Below are 20,138 nucleotides of genomic sequence, written 5' to 3' on the forward strand. Positions count from 1 at the left end.
GGTCACAGCCCGGCCCGGTCGAGCCGCAGGATGGCCCGGGCGAGGGCCTGGGCGCGCGGCACCAGGCTCGCCACCTCCAGATATTCATCCGGGCTATGCGCCTTGCCGCCCACCGGCCCGACCGCGCAGAGCGTGGGCGCCCCCATGGCGGCGGTGAAGCCGCTGTCGGCACAGCCGCCGGAGAACTCGCCAGTGATGGACAGCCCACTCTCGGCCGCGGCCTCGCGATACATCTGGAAGACGCGGCCGGCGGCAGGGGTCTGGGTCAGGGGCAGGAACTCGCCCCGGATAGTCAGGTTGGCGCGTGTGCCGGGCACGAAGGAGCGGCCGATGATTTCGTGGATCTTGCCCATCACCTCCTCGCGGTCGGCGGGCTCGACATAGCGCAGGTCGATCTGCATCTGGGCCTGCGGCGCCACCGTGTTGACGCTCTGCCCACCGCTGACCAGGCCCACATTCAGCGTGATGCCGCGCTTGAGGTCGGTCAGCGCGTGGATGGCGGTGATCTTCTGCGCCATCTCGCCGATGGCACTGATCCCCTCCTCGAAATTGCCGCCGGAATGCGCGGCGCGCCCCTCAATGTCCACGACCATGAAGACGCCACCCTTGCGGCCCGTGACCACTCCGCCACTGGGCCGGCCGGGCTCGGAGTTGAACACCACGCGGGCGCGGCGCGCCTCGGCCTCGATCACCGGCCGGCCCTCCGGCGAGCCGATCTCCTCATCCGCGGTGAACAGACCGACCAGCGGGCCGGGCGCGCCGCCTGCGGCCTTGAAGGCGGCCATGACGAACATGTTCATCACCAGCCCGGCCTTCATGTCGGCAACGCCGGGGCCATAGGCGCGGCCATTCTCGAGGCGGAAGGGTCGGCGCTCGGGCTCGCCCTTGGGGAAGACGGTGTCGCGATGGCCCATCAGCACGATGTTGCGGCGCGCATTGCCCTCGCCGCCGCCATCCTCGCCATCCGGCAGGCTGGCGCGGATGCAATCGCCGAAACGGGACTGCGGCAGGGTCTCCACAGCGATGCCATGGGCCTCGAGGAAGCGGCGCACCTGCTGGCCGACCGCATCCACCCCGGCCTTGTCGTAGGAGCCGCCATCGATGTTCACCATGGCTTCCAGCAAGGCCAGCATCTCGCCCTGGCGGCCGGCGAGCCAGTCCAGCACGGGCTGTTCGGTGGTGGTGCTCATCGGGGCCTCCATCGCGGGCGTTCTTCGGACGGTCCCGGATGGACCGGGCGCGGCGGGGGCGCAACCCCCCGCCCCTCCCGTATCAGGCGGCCATAGGATTCGGCTCCGGCATGGCCAGGGCTCGCTCCAGCGCCCTTGCGCCCCGCAGGCAGAGGTCGTCGCGGCCCTGGGCCGCCACGACCTGGACCGCGCGCGGCATGCCCTCCTGGTCCAGCCCGGCCGGAAGCGCGATGGCCGGCTGGCGGGTGAGGTTCTGCGCGAAGGTCCAGGGCGCCCAGTCCCGCCAGAGCGCCTCGGTGGGCTTCAGCGTGGGCTGGTCGGCGGCAAAGGCGGCGGTGGGGGTTGCGGCAGTCAGCACCAGGTCGTAGCGCAGGTGGAAGACGCTCATGCGATGCGCCGCTTCCACCCGCATGCCGTCGGCGGCCAGGAAGTCGATGGCGCTCACGCCACCCTCCCGCCGGGCCACCTCCTCCAGCCCGCCATCCAGATCGCCCCGCTTCTCCTCGGGCGTGGAGGCAACAAGCTTCGCCAGGGCGACGCCCCAGACGCGGCCGAAGATCTGGCGGGTGTCGGGCAGTTCCGGATCAGCCTCCTCCACCAGCGCGCCCTCGGCCCGCAGCGTGTCGGCGGCGCGCTGCAGCGCGGCCTCGCCATCGGCATCCAAGGGCGGCTCGTAGCCCCAGCGGCGGACGAGGGCGATCCGCATGCCGCGCACCCCGTCCTCAATCCCCACCCGCCATTCGCGCGGATCATCGGGCATGCAAAGCGGATCCCGCGCATCGGCGCGGCCAATGGCGTTCAGCATCAGTGCGGCATCCCGCACCGTGCGCGTCATCGGCCCGGCGCAGGCGACGGCGGAGAAGGCGCCATGCGGCCACTGGGGCACCCGCCCGTAGCTCGGCTTGAAACCGACGATACCGCAATAGGCTGCCGGGATGCGGATCGACCCGCCCGCATCCGTACCGATATGCAGCGCCCCGAAGGCCGAGGCCGCCGCCGCCCCCGCGCCGGAAGAGGACCCGCCCGGCGTGCGCTTGAAGTCCCAGGGATTGCGGGTGATGCCGTGGAGCGGGCAGTCGCCAGGGGTCTTCCAGCCGAATTCGGTGGTGGTCGTCTTGCCGATGATGACAGCGCCCGCCGATTTCAGCCCCAGGACCGCCGGGGCATCCTCGGATTGCGGCCGCGGATCGGTGGTGCGGCTGCCGCGGCGCGTGGGAAATCCCGCCATGTTCAGCAGGTCCTTCACCGTGCAGGGCACCCCGTCCAGCGGGCCAAGGGGGCGCCCGGCCGCCCAGCGAGCCTCACTCTCCCCGGCCTGGCGCAGCGCATGGGGGTTCATCACGGCGAAGGCGTTGATCGAGGGATTGTGCCGCGCCACGCGCTCCGTCACGGCCTTCAACGCCTCCACGGGGCTCAGCGCGCGACGGGAATAAAGGGCAAGAAGCGTTTCCGCATTCATGAGCGCGGGGTCGGTGGCGGTCATGCGTGTCCTGACGGGAAATGTGCCGCCAGGATGGACCCGCCGCCCGCCCCGAGGAAGCCCGCGGGTGCGTCGTTGCGAGAGCGCGCCGAGGACGGGTCGCCGGCGCGTCTGGCATCGGGCGGCCTCCGGTCAGGAGGCGGTGATTCCTGCCCCCTTCGCCACAGCAGTCCAGTCCGAGGCGAACTTGGCGATCATGGCCGTGTAGGCCGCCCCCACCAGCGGCTTTGGCGGCGTGTAGGAGGCGAGATCGGCCAGCTTCGCCAGGATTTCCGGCTGGGCAATGGCAGCCAGCGTCGCCTCCCGCACCACATCCGCCACCGGGGCAGGCAAGCCCCTGGGGCCCGAGATGCCGATCCAGGTGGTGGCGGTCAGGGCCGGCAGGCCCTGTTCGGCGAAAGTGGGCACATCCGGCACCGCCGGCACGCGCTGCGCGGCCGAGACGGCCAGGGCGACGACGGTGCCATCCTTGATCATCGCCACATTCGTCGTCAGTGGATCAAAGACGCTCTCGATATGGTTCGCGAAGAGGTCCTGCATGGCGGGCGCGCTGCCGCGATAGGGCACATGGTCCAGCTTCGGCGCTCGGGCTTCGCGGGTCAGCACCTCGCCCATCAGATGAGTGATGGAGCCGATGCCGGATGAGCCGTAGCGGGCACCGGGGCCACGCGCCTTGTCGAGAAAGGCCGCGAGGTCCGGTGTCGCCGAGCCCCTTTTCACCATCAGCACATTCGCCGTATCGCAGAGCATGGCGATATGGGTGAAGTCCCGCACGGGGTCATAGGGCAGGGCCGGGTAGATGCCGGGAGCGATGCCGTTGGGTGAGGCATGGCTGATGACCAGCGTATGCCCGTCCGGCGCCGCCCTCGCCGCGGCATCCGCACCGATGGTGCCACCGGCGCCCGGGCGGTTCTCGACCACAATGGTTCCGCCGAGGTTCTGGGCGATGACGGGTGCAACCAGCCGCGCCACCACATCGGCCAGCCCCCCGGGCGGGAAGGTGGCGATCAGGCGGATCGGCTGACGCGGCTTCCAGCCGGACTGCGCGCGCGCCACCGCCGGCAGGGCAAGACCTGCCAGGCCGGCGGCGATGAGGGAACGTCGATGAAGCATGTGCGACCCCTGCGAAAGGAGGGGCCGACGGCCCCGTCATTCCGCAGGCGTCGCAAAAGGCGTGCCGCTAGGCCTCCGCGGCCAGCGCCGCCGACCAAGGCGAGAGCACATCCGTGATCCCCGTCGCCCCCTGCCCGTCCTGGGCAATGAAGTTCGGGCAGGCGAAATTCACCGGCAGAACGGCATGCTCCACCACTTCCAGCGCGCCGTCGGCCGCCAGCCCCTCGATCGTCTCCGCCGGCAGGCGCCGGTCCGCGGTCACCCCATCCGGGCCGGAGACGTCGATGCGCGGCACATGCGCCGCCTCCTCCGGCCCCATGCCGAAATCGAGCTGGAAGGCCAGCATCTGGCAAACGCTGGCCAGGATGCGCCGCCCGCCGGAGGCACCGCCGGCCAGGATGGGGCTGGTGTCGTCCCCCGCGCGCGTCACCGTCACCGGGCTCATGTTGCAGAGCGGCCGGGCGCCTGGGCGGATGGCATTGGCGCTGCCCGGCTGCGGGTCGAACCACATCATGCCGTTGTTCATCAGCACGCCCGTCTTCGGCAGCACCACGCGGCTGCCCATGGAGGAGAGCAGCGTGGTGGTGACTGAGACCATCATCCCGTCCTTGTCGCAGACGGTCAGATGCGTTGTGCAGGTCTCGCCGCTCTCCTTTGCCGTGGCGGCGCCGAGCCCGGCCAGCCGCTCCGCATAGCCCTGCCGCATCGCCTTGGCGAAGCCGCGATACCAGGTGGACTCGAGCCCGCCCTCGACGGCGACCTGGTCCATCTGCGCGATCACCCGCGCCATGGTGGGCGCAGCGGTCAGGCCGCCTGCGGTGTGGATGGTGTGGGTGCCTCGCCAGGAAATAGGCGTGGACTCGCGCACCGCGGCCTGGCAGCCCGCGAGGTCCTCCGCGCTGACGAACCCGCCGAGCGCCTTGATGTCGGCCGCGAGATCCGCCGCCAGCCCGCCCTCGTAGAAGTCGCGCAGCCCATGGTCGCGCAGCCGCTCCAGCGTCTCGGTCAGCTTGCCAAGGCGGAAGAAGCCCGGCGCCCCTTGATAGGGAGGGTTGGGCGGCAGCCCGTCGGGCAGGTAGATGCGCGCGCTCTCCTCATAGAGCCGCAGCACGCGGGCAGAGGCCGAAATCTTCAGCAGCGTGTACCAGTCCTGCGGCAGGCCGCGCCGCGCCAGCGCGATGGCCGGTCCGAGCAACGCGTCCAGCCCCATCCCCGTGCCGAACCGCTCCCGCAACAGGTCGTAGCCCGACACCGTGGAGGGGATGACGAAGGAGAGCGGCCCGTGGATGTTCACGTCGCCGACCACTTCGGGCCAGGCGAAGAGGTCCTGCTTCCACTTGCCCGTCAGCGGATAGGCCGAGGGATCGACGTTGCGGGAGGCGACCGGCCCGAAATCTACCACCTGCGGCGCGGAGCCCGGCCGATGGACCAGGGCAAAGCCGATGCCGCCAAGGCCGCTGTTCCAGGGCTCCACCGCCGCCAGGGCGAAGGCGGCCGCGACGGCGGCATCGGCGGCATTGCCGCCTGCCTCCAACACCGCCACCCCGGCCTCGGCCGCCGCGCGTGACTGCGAGGCGACGATTCCACCCTTGCCCGAGGCCGCGGGCTTGCGGAGCACCCAATGCTGGCTCGTATGGGCCGGCGGGACATAGCCGGACAGTTCGGGGGCGGTGATCCGGGGGGTGTGGAGATCGGGCATCGGTTACCTGCTTCAAGGACGATGGCCGGAGGGTCGCGCCGTATCGCCGCCCCGGCAAGGCGGTTTGGCGTGCCGAATGAGCTGCCGTTTGCCCGGCGCGCCTAGGCGGCTATTCTGGCGGGCAGACCAGCAGGAGGATGCGGCATGGCGGGAACCACGCAGGGCATGGAGGTCGCACCGATCCTGCGCCGCTTCATCGAGGAGGAGGCCCTCCCCGGCACAGGGGTGGAGGCCGCCACCTTCTGGTCCGCCATGGAAAAGACCCTGCGCAGCCTCGGCCCGCAGAACGCCGACCTGCTGGCGGAGCGCGACTCCCTGCAGGCCCGCATCGACGCATGGCACCGCGCCAACCCGGCTCGCCCGGTGGACCGCGAGGCCTATGAGGCCTTCCTGCGCGGGATCGGCTACCTGCTGGACGCCCCGCCGCCCTTCCAGGTCACCACCGCCAATGTGGATGACGAGATCACCCGCCTGGCCGGGCCGCAACTCGTCGTCCCCGTCAACAATGCCCGCTATGCGCTGAATGCCGCCAATGCCCGCTGGGGCAGCCTCTATGACGCGCTCTATGGCACCGATGCCATCCCGCAGCAGGGGCCGAAGGCGCGTGGCTACGACCCGGCGCGCGGCGCCGCCGTCATCGCCCGCGCCCGCGCCGTGTTGGACGCGGCCGCGCCGCTGGCGACCGGCAGCCATGCCTACGCCACCGCCTACCGGATCGAAGGCGGCAAGCTGAGCGTGCTGCAGAACAGCGGTGCCAGCACCGGCCTGCGGGATCCTGCCCAGTTCCGCGGCTTCAGCGGCAGCGAGGACGAGCCCACCGGCATCCTGCTGGCGAAGAACGGGTTGCATCTGGAGATCGTGATCGATCGCGGCCACCCGATCGGCAAGACCGATGCGGCGGGCGTCGCGGACCTCATGCTGGAATCCGCGCTCTCCACCATCATGGACGCCGAGGATTCCGTGGCCGCCGTGGATGCGGAGGACAAGGTTGGCGTCTATCGCAACTGGCTCGGCCTCATGCGTGGCGATCTCTCCGCCAGCTTCGAGAAGGGCGGCCAGACGCTGGAGCGCCGGCTGAACCCGGATCGCCGCTTCAAGGCCCCCGGCGGCAGCGAGATCATGCTGCCTGGCCGTTCCCTCATGCTGGTGCGCAATGTCGGCCACCACATGATGACCGATGCGGTGACGCTGGACGGCACCGAGACGGCGGAGACGATCCTCGACGCCTATGTCACCTCGCTGATCGCGCTGCACGACCTGCGCGGAAAGAAGCTGAACAGCCGCGCGGGCAGCGTCTACATCGTGAAGCCAAAGATGCATGGACCCGCCGAAGTGGCCTGGGCCGTTGCCTTGTTCGGGGAGGTGGAGGACGCGCTCGGTCTTCCGCGCAACACGTTGAAGATGGGCATCATGGACGAGGAGCGGCGCACCACCGTCAACCTCGCCCGGTGCATCATGATGGCGAAGGAGCGCGTCTTCTTCATCAATACCGGCTTCCTCGACCGCACCGGCGACGAGATCCACACCTCGATGGAAGCCGGCGCCGTCGTCCGCAAGAACGACATGCGCAAGGCCGCCTGGATCGCGGCCTATGAGGACAACAACGTCGATGTCGGCCTGGCCTGTGGGCTTCGCGGCCATGCGCAGATCGGCAAGGGCATGTGGGCCGCGCCGGATGCGATGGCGGCGATGCTCGAGCAGAAGGCCGGGCATCCGAAGGCCGGCGCCAGCACCGCCTGGGTTCCCTCCCCCACCGCCGCCACGCTGCACGCGCTGCATTACCATGAGGTGGATGTGGCGGCGCGGCAGGCGGAGCTGGCAGCCGGCGGGCCGCGCGCGAAGCTGTCGGACCTGCTGACGATCCCGCTGGCCGAGAACACCAACTGGTCGCCGGAGGACATCCAGTCGGAGCTGGATAACAACGCCCAGGGCATCCTCGGCTATGTGGTCCGCTGGATCGACCAGGGCGTCGGCTGCTCGAAGGTGCCGGACATCCATGATGTCGGGCTGATGGAGGACCGCGCGACACTCCGCATTTCCGCCCAGCACATTGCCAACTGGCTGCGCCACGGCATCGTGGACCGCGCCCAGGTGGAGGCGACGATGCGCCGGATGGCGAAGGTGGTGGACCAGCAGAATGCCGGTGATCCGGCCTACACCCCGATGGCGCAGGATTACGCGGGCGTAGCCTTCCGGGCGGCCTGCGACCTTGTCTTCGAGGGTGCGGTTCAGCCTAACGGCTATACGGAGTTCGTCCTGCACGCGCGGCGGCGCGAAGCGAAAGCAGGCTGATCTGCGGCTGGGGCGGGACCGCGAGGTTCCGCCTCTACTCGTTCCGGGCACCACCGGCGCAATTCTTGGTGGCCCGGTCGTCCTGGCGTATTTCCTTCTCGCATCAATCGGAGGCGCGGCATGGATCGGCAGGCGAGACAGGTGCTCGACGAGATCGCTGGTGAGGCTGGAGCGCCTCCGGACGACCTGCTCGCCTGGACGCGGCAGCATCGCGCGACGATCGATTCCCTCTCCCGCTTCGCCATGCCGCCCGAGCCAGTCACGGTGGTCTCGAATGTCACCGGCCCGGTGCCGCTGCGTGTCTACCGTCCCGCGGTGGAGGGGCTGCTTCCCGTTTTCATCTACTTCCATGGCGGCGGCGGCATGGCGGGCTCGATCGAGACCTATGACTCGCCACTGCGCGCTATCGCCAATCGCTCTGGCTGGGCCATCGTCTACGTGGACTACCGGCTTGCGCCGGAGCATCCCTTCCCCGCGCCGCTGGAGGATTGCATCGCTGCGCTCCGCCATGTGGCGGCCGGGCGGATCCCAGGACTGGACACCTGGTGCATGGCCATCGGCGGGGATGGAATCGGCGGCACCTTCGCGACCACCGCGGCGCGCGAAACCGGGGCGGGACTGCGGTGCCAGATCCTGCTCTATCCGCATGCCGATTTCCGGGCGGACGCTGATTACCCATCCCGCCGTACGGAGGAAGGTCGCGCCACCGGCCGCAACTCCCTCGCGCTCGAGAGAGAGACCTTCGCCCCCGACGCCTCCAGCCGTGCGAATCCGCGGCTGTCACCCATCCTGGCGGTGGATCTAGCGCATCTTCCCCCGGCCCATATCATCACCTGCGAGCACGATCCTTTGCGCGACGAGGCCGAAGCCTATGCCGCGCGGCTGCGGGAGGCGGGGGTTCACGTCACCCACACGCGCTACCCCGGCATGATCCACGGCTTCCTGCAGATGGGCGCCCGGATCGACGCGACGGCGCGGCTGATCGAGGAGGTCGCCTCAGCGCTCCGCACCGCCTGAGACGGGCCGCACCGTAACCACCGCCCTGTTCCCGGGCAGGACGGGCTATGCCCGCAGAGAAATGTGCTGCCGCAGCGCCGCGATCTCGGCCCGCAACGCGGCGATCTGCTCCGCCACCGGATCCGGTGCGCCGGGCGCGATGCCGTAGCCGGTGGTCTGCTGTTCCGGCGCCCTGCCGGGCGGGCGCGCGGGAATGCCAACCACCGTGACACCATCCGGCACCGGATCGACGCAGACGGCATTGGCACCTACCCGCGCGTTCCGGCCGATGAGGATGGGGCCCAGCACCTGCGCCCCGGCGCCGATGATCGCCCCATCCGCCAATGTCGGGTGGCGCTTGCCGGGCTTGGTGGTCAGCCCGCCCAGGGTGACGCCATGGTAGATCAGCACGTCGTCACCGATTTCCGCGGTCTCGCCGATCACCACGCCCATGCCGTGATCGATGAAGAGCCGCCGGCCGATCCGGGCGCCGGGATGGATCTCCACGCCTGTCAGGAACCGCGCGAAATGCGAGACGCAGCGCGCGGGCCCGCGGAAGCCCGACTGCCATAAGCGATGCGCCAGCCGGTGCCAGAGCACCGCATGCAGTCCGGCATAGCAGAGGATGGATTCCGCGACGGTCGGCCGTGCCGGATCGCGCATGCGAATGCTGCGCGCGATCTCCAGCGCCTCGCGGATCATGCCAGCCCCGTCATGCGGCTAGCTCATGCAAGCCAGGGCGGCACCGGCAGCCCGCGCTCGCGCAGCCATTCCGGATTGAACAGCTTGGACTGGTAGCGCGCGCCGCCATCGCAGAGAACGGTTACGATGGTGTGCCCCGGCCCCATGGCCTTCGCGACCTGGATCGCCGCCGCGACATTCAGCCCCGCGGAGCCACCGACACTGAGCCCTTCCTCGGCCAGCAGCGAGAAGCACTGCTGCAGCGCCTCGGGATCCGAAATGCGCACTGCATCGTCGATCGGCGCGCCGGTGAGGTTGCCCGGCACCTTGCTGGCCTGCCCAATTCCCTCTGTGATCGAGTTTCCCTCGGCCGAGACCGTGCCGGTCTTCACCCAGGAGAAGAGGCCCGAGCCATGCGGGTCCGCCAGCACGATTCGCACATCCGGCCGCTTCTCCTTCAGCGCCCGGCCGACGCCGGCCAAGGTGCCGCCGGTGCCGCAGGAGCAGGTGAAGGCATCGACCTTCCCGCCGGTCTGCTCCCAGATCTCGGGGCCCGTCGTGGCCTGGTGCGCCGCGTAATTCGCCTGGTTGTCGAACTGGTTCGCCCAGACGGCGCCCAGTTCCTCAGCGATGCGGCGGGAGGTGTTGACGTAGTGGCCGGGGTCGGCAAGCGGCTTCGGCGGCACCAGCCGCACATCGGCGCCGATCATCCGCAGGAAGTCGATCTTCTCCCGGCTCTGCGTCTCGGGCACGACGATGATGGATTTCCAACCGCGCGCATTGGCAGCCAGCGCCAGGCCGATGCCGGTGTTGCCGGCCGTGCCCTCCACCACCGTGCCCGGCTGCCCCGGGGTGAGGAGGCCGCGCTTCACGGCCTCCCCCAGAATGCCCACGGCGGCGCGATCCTTCACGCTGCCGCCGGGGTTCATGAACTCGGCCTTGCCGAGAATCTCGCAGCCCGTCTCCTCGGAGGCGCGGCGGAGCCGGATAAGCGGCGTGTTGCCCACCGCGTCCCAGAAGTCGGTTGCGACCACGCTCTCAGGCCTTGTTCTGGTTGATGTCGACGTAACGGAGATAGGGCTTCTCGGTGGTGAAGCCCTGCGGGAACTGCTTCTTCGCATCCTCGTCAGAGAGGCTGGCGAGCACGATTGCCCTGTCGCCGGGGCGCCAGTTCACCGGCGTTGCCACCTTGTGCTCGTCCGTGGCTTGCAGGCTGTCGATCACCCGCAACACCTCGTCGAAGTTGCGGCCGGTGCTGGGCGGATAGACCATCATCAGGCGGATCTTCTTGTTCGGGTCGATCACGAAGACCGTCCGCACCGTCACGGCGGCGTCGGCCTCCGGATGGATCATCCCGTAAAGGGTGGAGACCTTCTTGTCCGCATCCGAGATCATCGGGAAGTTCACCGCCGAACCCTGGGTTTCGGCGATGTCGGCGTTCCAGCCCTCGTGACGGTCCAGCGTATCGACCGAAAGGCCGATCACCTTCACTCCACGGCGGTCAAATTCCGGCTTCAACTTGGCGGTGTAGCCGAGCTCCGTCGTGCAGACGGGGGTGTAGTCCTTCGGATGGCTGAAGATCACGCCCCAGGAATTGCCGAGCCATTCATGGAAGCGGATGCGACCTTCGGTGGTCTCGGCCTCGAAATCGGGGGCGATCTGCCCGAGTTGAAGCGCCATGCGACAATCCTCCGTAGTTTAAACTATTCCACGACGCTATCACTGCACCGGAACGTATTCCACCCACGGCTTCCGCGGTTTGAAATACCCGGGCGGCATGTCGGCAGTCGCCTCCCGGGTTCCAAGGGCCGGGCGCGAGGAAGCGTCAGCCGTAACGGGCGAGGCCGAGATCGACGGTGTCGATCTCTGGCCGTCGTCCAGAGATGATATCCGCAAGAACGCGGCCCGACCCACAGGCCATGGTCCAGCCGAGCGTGCCGTGGCCGGTGTTGGTGAACAGGTTCGGCAGCGGTGTCTTCCCGATGATCGGCGTTCCGTCGGGCGTCATCGGCCGCAGGCCGGTCCAGAAACGGGCGGCGCTGATGTCTCCGCCTTCCGGGAACAGGTCTCGAACCGAATGCTCCAGGGTCTCTCGCCGCGGCGTGCGCAGGCTGGTGCTGAAGCCAGCGATCTCCGCCGTGCCGCCAACGCGGATGCGGTCGCCCAACCGGGTGATGGCGATCTTGTAGGTCTCGTCCATCACGGTGGAGACGGGGGCGGCGGCGTCTTCCGTAACCGGCAGCGTCAGGGAATAGCCCTTGATGGGATAGACCGGCAGGCGCAGCCCGAGGGGCCGCAGCATGGCCGGGGTGTGGCTGCCCAGCGCGGCCACATAGGCGTCCGCGGTGAAGTCTCCGTGATCCGTTTCCACGGCGGCCACGCGGCCGCCTTCGGCGCGGATGCCGGCGATGCTGACGGCGAGATGGAGTTTCACCCCGGCCTGGCGCGCCAGCTCCGCCAGCCGCTGGGTAAAGAGAAACGCGTCCCCCGTCTCGTCCTGCGGCAGGCGCAGCCCGCCGACGAAGCGATCCTTCACCCGCGCCAGTGCCGGCTCGGCCGCAATGCAGCCCGCGGGATCCAGCAACTCCCAGGGAACGCCGTACTGGTCCAGCACAGCGGTGTCGTCCCCGACATGGTCGAGCTGCTTCTGTGTGCGGAAGAGCTGCACGGTGCCGCGCGCGCGGTGGTCGAACTCGATTCCCGTCTCGGCGCGCAGCTCCGCCAGGGCAATGCGGCTGTATTCGGCCACGCGCACCATCCGCCCCTTGTTGCGGCGGTAGGCGCGCTCCGTGCAATTCGCCGCCATGCTGGAGAGCCAGGAGATCATCTCCCAATCCGGGCGAGGCCAGAAGACGAAGGGGCGGTGGTGCATCAGCAGCCATTTCACCGCCTTCGCCGGCACGCCCGGCCCGGCCCAGGGCGAGGAATAGCCATAGGAGAGCTGCCCCGCATTTGCGAAGCTCGTCTCCTTCCCGGCGCCGTCCTGCCGATCGATCACCACCACCTCATGTCCTGCGCGGGCGAGGTACCAGGCGGTGGTCACGCCGATCACGCCGCTGCCGAGGACGAGGACCTTCATACAGAACTCCTGGGGACGAATGCTCCGCGGGACCTTGCGTGATTCCCGGCTGAAGGCCAACGCCGGGACCGGCTGTCCGACCCCTGACCGGCGCCGCGGACATCGATGCTGGACGATCCCGTGATTCGATGGGCCGACCGCCCTTGCTGGCCCTCGTCCAGGCAGCGGCGCTTCGATCCGCTCGCCACCCGCACGTCTGGCATGGCAAAGCTGCTCTCCCCGCAGGCGCAAGCGCAGGCGATGAGCAACCGAGGTTTAGGGGAACCGGCAGGTGGCGGAAATTCTGGTAGCGGGAACCGGACTTGAACCGGTGACCCCGGCATTATGAGTGCCGTGCTCTAACCAGCTGAGCTACCCCGCCGCAGATCGCCACCTGCCGGGAGGCGCGAATTAGGCTGCCGGCGCGCTGGCGTCAACCGGCGCAACGCGCCCGGGCCGGATGAAACCACCGCCCAGCACCCGGTCGCCATCATACAACACGCAGCCCTGCCCTGGTGCCGAAATCACAGGCTGATCCGGCGTCACGATCAGGCGACGGGCCTCGGCGTCCCAGACCGCCGTCACCGGCTGCGGAACCTCGCGGGCACGGAACTTCGCCTCCGCGCGGAAGGCCACGGCGGGCGGCTCGGAGAGCCAGTTGACCTCGCCCACCGGCACGCTCGTCACTGGGATCGAGGCGGCCGGAGCCACCACGACCCGCCGGCGCGCCGGGTCAAGCGCGGCCACGCGCAGCCCGGCCTCGCCCGGCAGGCCGAGGCCCCTCGCCTGCCCGACCGTGTAGCGCGCCATGCCCTGGTGCCGGCCGAGCACATGACCCTCGCGGTCCACGATCTCCCCCGACTCGGCCGCCTCAGGCCGCAGCTTCGCGACGAGATCGTGGTAGCGGCCGCTCGGGACGAAGCAGATGTCCTGGCTGTCCGGCTTCTCGGCGACCGCCAGCCCGAGCCGCACGGCCTCGCGCCGCACAGCCGCCTTGTCCGGCATGTCGCCAAGCGGGAAGCGGGCGAAGGCCAGCTGCTCGCGCGTGGTGGCAAACAGGAAATAGGACTGGTCGCGCGCCGGATCGGCGGCGCGGCGCAGTTCCGGGCCATCCGGCCCCTCGACGCGGCGGGCGTAATGGCCGGTGGCCAGGGCCTCGCAACCGAGGTCCTTCGCTAGGGCCACCAAGTCCTGGAACTTCACCGTCTGATTGCAGCGGACGCAGGGGATGGGGGTCTCGCCGCGCGCGTAGCTGTCGGCGAAATCGCCGATCACGGCGTCGCGGAAGCGGCTCTCGCGATCGAGTACGTAATGCGGGATGCCCAGCCGGTCGGCCACGTCGCGCGCGTCATGGATGTCCTGGCCGGCGCAGCAGGCGCCCTTCTTCTGCACGGCGGCGCCGTGGTCATAGAGCTGGAGCGTGGCGCCGATGACGTCATGGCCCTGCTCGGCCAGGAGGCCGGCCACGACGCTGCTGTCCACGCCGCCGGACATGGCGACCAGGATTCTCATGGGGCTTCGTTCCGCGCGGCATTCAGGCCCATCTGCCAGAACTCAGCTTCCAGCCGCGATGCTTCGGCAAAAAGCCGCGTCAGCGGGGCAAGCCGGGCTGCGCCGCCATGCGTTTCGCCCAATCGGTCCAGCCGCTCCGCCGCCCCGCGCGCCACGGCCTGATATTCGGCGCTGGCATATTGGACGATCCAATTCTCATAGGGATTGCCGTCACGCCGACGGGCGGGATGCGCCTCGATCCGCGCGGCGACCTCGCCATAGCCGATGGTGCAGGGCGCCAGGGCGACTTCCAGATCAAGGATGTCGCCGCGATAGCCCTGGTCCATGACCCAGCGGGTGTAGCAGACCGTCTCCGGCGCCTCGGGCTCAGCCAGCACGGCCGCCTCGTCCAGTCCCCATTCGGCACAATAGACGAGGTGCAGCTTCGTCTCGGCCAGGATGGCCTGCACCACGGCGCCCTTTGCGCGCATGGCCTCCAGGCTCTCGGCCTTCACCACGGCCAGCGCCTGAGCGCGGGCGAATTGGACCAGGAACAGGTAATCCTGCACGAGATAGTGCCGGAACGCCTGAAGCGGCAGGGAACCATCAGCCAGGCCCTGCACGAAAGGGTGCCAGCAATAGGCATCCCACTCCCGCACCGCCGCCGAACGCAGCGCGCGGAACAGTCCGCCCTCGCGCCCATAGGGGCCTGAGGACAAGAATGCCATCAGCCGGCGTTGCGGCTGCCGGAGGGAAGCTTCACCACCAGCCCGTCCAGCTTGTCAGTCATGATGAGCTGGCAGCCCAGCCGGCTGGTCTCCTGCAGGTCGAAGGCGAGGTCGAGCATGTCCTCCTCGTCCTCGGTCGGGCTCTCCAGCCTGCTGAACCAGTCCCCGTCCACGATCACATGGCAGGTCGAGCAGGCGAGGCTTCCCTCGCAGGCACCCTCGATGTCCACCCCGTGCTTATGCGCGATCTCCAGCACGGAAAGGCCGAGCGGCGCCTCCACCTCGCGGCGCGTGCCGTCCCGCTCGACGAAGGTCATCTTCGGCATGGTCTCTCCTACTCCGCCGCCGCCGCCTGCCGGCGCAGGCCCTGCCAGGCACGGGCCAGTTCAGCCGCGGCCCGATCCACCTCGGCGGGCGAGGTAAAGCGGCCGATGCCAATCCGCAAGGTCGCGCGTGCTTCCGCCTCGGGCAGGCCCAGCGCCCGGAGGACATAGGAGGGCTCGACGCTGGCGGAAGAACAGGCGCTGCCGGTGGAGACACAAACCCCCGGTGCGGCCTTCATCACCGCCTGCGCATCCACCCCGCCGGGCAGGGTGAGATTGAGGTTGCCCGCGACACGGCGGGTCCGGTCGCCATTGACCCGGAGCCCCGGGATGCCGGCCTCCAGCGCCGCCAGGAAGCGCTCGCGCTGGCTGGCAATGCGGCCTTCGTCCAGCGCTGCCTCCAGCCGCGCGATCCGCGCCGCCTCGCCGAAGCCGACGATCAGGGGCGTCGGCAGGGTGCCGGAGCGCAGCCCCCTCTCCTGCCCGCCGCCCGACAGCAGCGGTGACAGCCGCACCCGCGGCCGGCGACGGACATAAAGGGCACCGATCCCCTTGGGCCCATAGATTTTGTGGGCCGAGAGCGAGAGAAGATCGAGCCTGAGGGCATTCACGTCCAGCGGGATGCGCCCGGCCGCCTGGGCAGCGTCGGTGTGGAACAGCGCCCCGGTCTCACGCGCCATCGTGGCCAGCGCGGCGATGTCCTGCACCACGCCGATCTCATTGTTCACGGCCATGACGCTGACGAGAAGCGTGGGCACGGCCAGCGCCTCGCGCAGCGCCTCCGGGTCCAGCAGGCCGCCCGGGCGGACCGTTAGCACCACCGGCTCGAAGCCCTCGGCCGCCAGGTCGCGGGTGCTTTCCAGCACGCATTTATGCTCGGTTTCGACCGTGACGATCCGGCGGCGTTCCGTGCCCTGGGCTGCGGCAAAGCGCGCGGCGCCCTTGATGGCGAGGTTGTTCGCCTCGGTGGCGCCGGAGGTGAAGACCACCTCTCGCGCCTCGGCCCCGATCAGCGCCGCGACATGGGCCCGGGCCTGCTCCACGGCTGCTTCCGCCTCGCGGCCCATGGCGTGCTCGATGCTGGCAGGGTTAGCGAAATTCGCTTCCCACCATGGCCTCATGACGGCGAGCACGCGCGGGTCGACCGGCGTGGTGGCCTGGTTATCGAGATAGGCAGGGTGGTTCGCGGCATCCCTCATGAGGTCAAGATGGGCGATCCGGGGCGCCGGGACGAGGGCCGGATGCGCAGGTCCGGTCCGCGCGCCGCTCAGCCCGCGCGGCGCAACGCCAGCCGCTCGCGCATCGCCGCATGGGCCTCGACGAAACGCGCCGCCGCATCTGCCGGCGCGTTCCAGGGAAGTGAAATCCGGATTGCCTCGCCCGCCGCATCGCCGAGTCCCATGGCGGCCAGCCCAGGGCTGCGTGCCACCTTCCCGGAGGAGCAGGCCGAGCCCGCCGAGACCCGCATGCCTGCAAGGTCCAGCGCGATCACCTGGGTTTCGGCCGGGGCGCCGGGCAGAATGACGCAGCTGGTGTTCGGCAGGCGCGGCGCCCCCGATCCGGCCACCGGAAGACCCAGCCCGGCTTCAATGGCGTCCCGCAGCAGGGTGAGCCGCGCCGCCGCCGCCGGATCGGCCGCCTCGGCAGCGGCGCCCAGCCCGGCGATGGCGGGCAGCGCCTCCGTCCCGCCACGGCGCCCGCGTTCCTGGCCACCACCGGCAATCAGGGGCGCGAGATCGAGCCCCGGACGCAGCAGCAGTGCCCCTGCACCCTTGGGGCCGCCGAGTTTGTGGCCCGACAACGCCATGCTCTCCGCGCCGGAGGAGGCGAAATCCAGTGGCATGCGCCCTGCTGCCTGCACCGCGTCCAGATGGAGCGCCGCGCCATGGCGGCGGCAGATCGCCGCGGCCTCGGCGACCGGGTGGATCACCCCCGTCTCATTATTCGCCACCATCAGGCAGACCAGGGCCGGTCCGCCACTCGCCAGCGCGGCCTCCAGCGCCGCCAGGTCAAGCGTGCCATCGGGCAGGACAGGAAGCATCCCAGCCCCCTCGGCTGCGCGCAGAACCGCCGGATGCTCGGTCGCCCCAACCAGCACCCGCCGGCCCTGCCGCAGGGAGATGATGGCCAGCGCATTTGCCTCCGTTCCGCCCGAGGTGAAGACGACATCCCGGGCCGAGCCCCCGAATCGGGCGGCGACCCGGCTTCGCGCCTCCTCCAGCACGCGCCGCGCCGCGCGCCCGTCGGCATGGACCGAGGAAGGGTTCCCCACCAGCTCCATTGCCGCCAGGGCGACGGCGCGCGCTTCCGGCCGCAGGGGCTCGGTCGCATTGGCATCGAGATAGAGGCTCATCCCGCCTCCCGCCGGCGGGGCTCGTCATCCTCGAAGTCGGAAAGGGCGCCGGGCACCGGCACCGCCCGGCCCAAAGTCCGCCCCTGGACCACATCCGCCAGGGTGATGGCGGCGAGGAAGAGGCGCACCTGCTCGCCCAGCTCGCGCCAGAGGTCGCGCTGGTCCGGCGGGGCGTCCGAAAGGGCATCACCGCCGGTAATCGTGTCGTCGACGGCATCCACCACCTCGGCCACCGAAATGGAGGCGGGAGGCTTGGCCAGGCGGTAGCCGCCACCTGGGCCCCTGACCGAGTCAACCAGCCCCGCCCGGCGCAGCCGACCGAAGATCTGTTCCAGATAGGCGGCCGAGAGCAGCTGCGCCGCCGCGATCTCGGCGAGCGTCACGGGCACCCCGTTCTGACCGCCCGCATCGCGCCGGGCGATCTCTGTCAGTGCCATGACGGCATAGCGGCCGCGGGTGGAAAGCCGCATCTCAGCCCCTCCGCCGCATAGGGCGGGGGGATGCCGGTGTGGCATGGCGGGCAGCCATGCGCACTGAAAGGTGAGCCCGTGCCATGATTTGGTTATGAATCTCGCATTGCGCTCCCTATATTGGGCTCGTCCCGCGCACCGTAAGGCCGCACGGGGCAGATGGCATCCCCGGAGCTCGGTTCGGAACCCCGTGGCCAGTGCGAGGCATTCGCCTCGTACGGCAACTCCCGACACCCGATGTTTCCCGGCCGCTTCCGCTTGGCGGAACGGGTTCCCTTCGAGCGGCCCGGACGGGCCCACGAACGGAGCCCGTTCCGCCGGGGCGGGATGCCACGGATGATGAAACTGGCGGGGCGGCTCCCTTCAGGGGGTTGGCCTACCACAGATGAACGCCCTACGGGGCGGAAGGTGATGATGCCCGAGGTGATGTTCGCCGGTCCTGACGGCCGGCTCGAGGGTCGCTACCACCACGCCAAGCAGCCCAATGCTCCCACTGCGTTGATTCTGCACCCGCATCCGCTGCATGGCGGGACCATGAACAACCGGGTGGTGCACGCTCTCTATGAGCGTTTCCGGGGCATGGGCTTTTCCACGCTGCGCTTCAACTTCCGCGGCGTCGGCAAGAGCCAGGGGCGCTATGACGGCGGCATCGGGGAGATCTCCGACGCCACGGCGGCGCTCGACTTCCTCCAGGCGGTGAATCCGGCGGCCTCCATGCTCTGGGTCGCGGGCTATTCCTTTGGTGCCTATGTCGGCATGCAGGTGCTGATGCGGCGGCCGGAGATGGGTGGCTTCGTCTCGATCTCCGCCCCGGCCAGCCATTACGATTTCGGCTTCCTGGCCCCCTGCCCCTGCTCGGGCCTGATCCTGCACGGCGAGGCCGACGAGCTTGTGCCGGAGCCTTCGGTGCGAAAGCTGGTGGACAAGCTGAACACCCAGAAGGGCATCAAGATCGACTATCGGACGATGCCCGAGGCGGGCCATGTCTACACGCCGGAGCAGACCGAGAAGGTCGCCGACGCCACCGAGGACCATGTGATGACGGTGCTGAACCGCGCGCGCATGTCGATGGCGGCGGACTGATCCCGGCCGGGATTCACAAATCGGGGGGCGGCGTTCCGAAAGGGCGCCGCCCCTTTTTTGTGCCTGCCTTTCAGGCGTAGGCCGGCATGCGCTGCCCACCGGTCAGCGGATAGGGGGCCCCCGTGGTACCCGGGAAGGTCAGGGGCAGGCCCCGCGCTACGCGGGCGGCCAGCACCCCAAAGGCTTGGGCCTCAAGAGCGTCGCCATCCCAGCCCGCGACCTCAACAGGGCGCACGGGCGCCTCCAGCATGCTGGCCAGCGCCTTCATCAGGGCCGGGTTCCGCCGCCCGCCGCCTGCGACCAGCCATTGCACCGGCGGATCCGGGAAGTGCCGCGCCGCCGCGCCCACGCATACGGCGCAGAAGGCGGCGAGGGTCGCCGCCCCATCGGCCGGGGAAAGGGCGCCGGCGCCCGATTCCCGCAAGGCCAGGTCGAAATCCAGACGGTCCAGCGACTTGGGCGGGGATGCCGCGAGGTAGGGATGCGCCATCAGCCGCCCCAGCACCGCACCATCGGGCGCCCCGGCCAGGGCCAGCTTGCCGTCCCTGTCGTAATCCTGGCCCAGGGAGCGCCGGGCCCAATCGTCCAGCGGGCCGTTGGCAGGGCCGGTATCGAAGGCGATCAGCTCCCCATCCGCGCCGATCCAGGTCACGTTGCCGACACCGCCCAGGTTCAGGATCGCGACCGGCTTGGGCAGCGACTCTGCCAGCACCCGGTGGAACACGGGCACCAGCGGCGCGCCCTGCCCGCCGGCCGCCACATCCGCCGAGCGGAAGTCATGCACCACCTCCACCCCGGTGCTGCGCGCCAGCAGGGCCGGGTCGCCAATCTGCCAAGTGTGGCCCTTCTCACCGGGCCGGGTCGCGGGCCGGTGCAGGATGGTCTGGCCGTGGAAGCCGATCAGCTCGGCAGGCATGTTCAGGGCCTCGACGGCCTCGGCATGGCGCTCGGTCAGGCGCCGGGCACAGTCCAGCAGTCCGGGGTCATCGGCGAGCCGTCCCTCGGCATGCAGGGCGGGTGCCGCATCCAGCAGGGCACGCAGGTCTCGGCGGAGCGCCGGGGGATAGGGAATGGTGACGGAAGGGCCGAAGCGGCCGATCCTTTCCCCGTCCGTCTCGACATAGGCGGCATCCACCCCGTCTAGCGAAGTTCCGCTCATCAGCCCAATGGTTCGCAGCATG

General features: G+C 69.8%; 18 protein-coding genes and 1 tRNA gene. 3 read left to right on the top strand and 16 right to left on the bottom strand.

Going from position 1 to position 20,138, the window contains the following annotated elements; genetic code table 11:
* Window positions 1-2: 2 nt before the first annotated feature.
* The 4 genes from GSE44_RS17450 to GSE44_RS17465 all read right to left on the bottom strand — a co-directional run bounded on the left by GSE44_RS17450 (window position 3) and on the right by GSE44_RS17465 (window position 5,482).
* Window positions 3-1,190, bottom strand: coding sequence for a M20 family metallopeptidase (locus GSE44_RS17450; protein ID WP_159350113.1), 1,188 nt, complete (start codon window positions 1,188-1,190; stop codon window positions 3-5).
* A gap of 82 nt (window positions 1,191-1,272) precedes the next feature.
* Complete coding sequence (locus tag GSE44_RS17455; protein ID WP_159350114.1) at window positions 1,273-2,673, bottom strand: amidase; 1,401 nt, start codon at window positions 2,671-2,673, stop codon at window positions 1,273-1,275.
* A gap of 129 nt (window positions 2,674-2,802) precedes the next feature.
* Window positions 2,803-3,783: a Bug family tripartite tricarboxylate transporter substrate binding protein gene (locus GSE44_RS17460; protein ID WP_159350115.1), complete on the bottom strand. Its 981-nt coding sequence runs from the start codon at window positions 3,781-3,783 to the stop codon at window positions 2,803-2,805.
* Window positions 3,784-3,850: 67 nt separating this feature from the next.
* Entirely contained in the window at window positions 3,851-5,482 is a 1,632-nt protein-coding gene (locus tag GSE44_RS17465) for a gamma-glutamyltransferase (protein ID WP_159350116.1), read from the bottom strand.
* 144 nt (window positions 5,483-5,626) lie between these two features.
* Here GSE44_RS17465 and GSE44_RS17470 point away from each other — a divergent pair, with 144 nt between their 5' ends.
* Entirely contained in the window at window positions 5,627-7,774 is a 2,148-nt protein-coding gene (locus GSE44_RS17470; protein WP_159350117.1) for a malate synthase G, read from the top strand.
* A 141-nt stretch (window positions 7,775-7,915) separates the two neighbouring features.
* Complete coding sequence (locus GSE44_RS17475) at window positions 7,916-8,791, top strand: alpha/beta hydrolase (protein ID WP_159350118.1); 876 nt, start codon at window positions 7,916-7,918, stop codon at window positions 8,789-8,791.
* Window positions 8,792-8,836: 45 nt separating this feature from the next.
* On the opposite strand, the gene cysE is transcribed toward GSE44_RS17475, so the two are convergent.
* From cysE to GSE44_RS17530, 11 genes are all read right to left on the bottom strand, one after another.
* Entirely contained in the window at window positions 8,837-9,472 is a 636-nt protein-coding gene (cysE, locus tag GSE44_RS17480) for a serine O-acetyltransferase (RefSeq protein WP_159350119.1), read from the bottom strand.
* A 23-nt stretch (window positions 9,473-9,495) separates the two neighbouring features.
* Window positions 9,496-10,485 (bottom strand): cysteine synthase A, encoded by a 990-nt coding sequence (locus GSE44_RS17485; protein ID WP_235924910.1) that lies wholly within the window; start codon window positions 10,483-10,485, stop codon window positions 9,496-9,498.
* Between the two features lie 4 nt (window positions 10,486-10,489).
* Window positions 10,490-11,131, bottom strand: a complete 642-nt coding sequence (locus GSE44_RS17490) for a peroxiredoxin (RefSeq protein ID WP_159350121.1) — start codon at window positions 11,129-11,131, stop codon at window positions 10,490-10,492.
* A 145-nt stretch (window positions 11,132-11,276) separates the two neighbouring features.
* The gene (locus GSE44_RS17495; protein WP_159350122.1) at window positions 11,277-12,530 is read right to left on the bottom strand and encodes a D-amino acid dehydrogenase; all 1,254 of its coding nucleotides are present in this window, start codon (window positions 12,528-12,530) and stop codon (window positions 11,277-11,279) included.
* Window positions 12,531-12,814: 284 nt separating this feature from the next.
* A tRNA-Met gene (locus tag GSE44_RS17500) sits at window positions 12,815-12,891 on the bottom strand.
* Between the two features lie 29 nt (window positions 12,892-12,920).
* Window positions 12,921-14,021, bottom strand: a complete 1,101-nt coding sequence (gene mnmA / locus GSE44_RS17505; RefSeq protein WP_159350123.1) for a tRNA 2-thiouridine(34) synthase MnmA — start codon at window positions 14,019-14,021, stop codon at window positions 12,921-12,923.
* Complete coding sequence (gene tenA, locus GSE44_RS17510) at window positions 14,018-14,728, bottom strand: thiaminase II (protein WP_159350124.1); 711 nt, start codon at window positions 14,726-14,728, stop codon at window positions 14,018-14,020. The genes mnmA and tenA overlap by 4 nt, the downstream gene beginning before the upstream one ends.
* Window positions 14,728-15,054 (bottom strand): ferredoxin family 2Fe-2S iron-sulfur cluster binding protein, encoded by a 327-nt coding sequence (locus tag GSE44_RS17515; protein WP_159350125.1) that lies wholly within the window; start codon window positions 15,052-15,054, stop codon window positions 14,728-14,730. The genes tenA and GSE44_RS17515 overlap by 1 nt, the downstream gene beginning before the upstream one ends.
* Window positions 15,055-15,062: 8 nt before the next feature.
* A complete protein-coding gene (locus tag GSE44_RS17520; protein ID WP_159350126.1) occupies window positions 15,063-16,250 on the bottom strand; it encodes a cysteine desulfurase family protein in 1,188 nt (395 codons plus the stop codon).
* A 68-nt stretch (window positions 16,251-16,318) separates the two neighbouring features.
* Entirely contained in the window at window positions 16,319-17,404 is a 1,086-nt protein-coding gene (locus tag GSE44_RS17525) for a cysteine desulfurase family protein (RefSeq protein WP_159350127.1), read from the bottom strand.
* Window positions 17,401-17,874, bottom strand: coding sequence for an Rrf2 family transcriptional regulator (locus tag GSE44_RS17530; protein ID WP_159350128.1), 474 nt, complete (start codon window positions 17,872-17,874; stop codon window positions 17,401-17,403). The genes GSE44_RS17525 and GSE44_RS17530 overlap by 4 nt, the downstream gene beginning before the upstream one ends.
* Before the next feature lie 414 nt (window positions 17,875-18,288).
* Here GSE44_RS17530 and GSE44_RS17535 point away from each other — a divergent pair, with 414 nt between their 5' ends.
* Entirely contained in the window at window positions 18,289-18,957 is a 669-nt protein-coding gene (locus tag GSE44_RS17535; RefSeq protein WP_159350129.1) for an alpha/beta hydrolase, read from the top strand.
* Between the two features lie 70 nt (window positions 18,958-19,027).
* On the opposite strand, the gene GSE44_RS17540 is transcribed toward GSE44_RS17535, so the two are convergent.
* Window positions 19,028-20,134, bottom strand: coding sequence for an anhydro-N-acetylmuramic acid kinase (locus GSE44_RS17540; protein ID WP_159350165.1), 1,107 nt, complete (start codon window positions 20,132-20,134; stop codon window positions 19,028-19,030).
* Between the last annotated feature and the right edge of the window lie 4 nt (window positions 20,135-20,138).

The organism is Muricoccus harenae (assembly GCF_009848505.1).
Taxonomy (GTDB): Bacteria; Pseudomonadota; Alphaproteobacteria; order Acetobacterales; family Acetobacteraceae; genus Roseomonas; species Roseomonas harenae.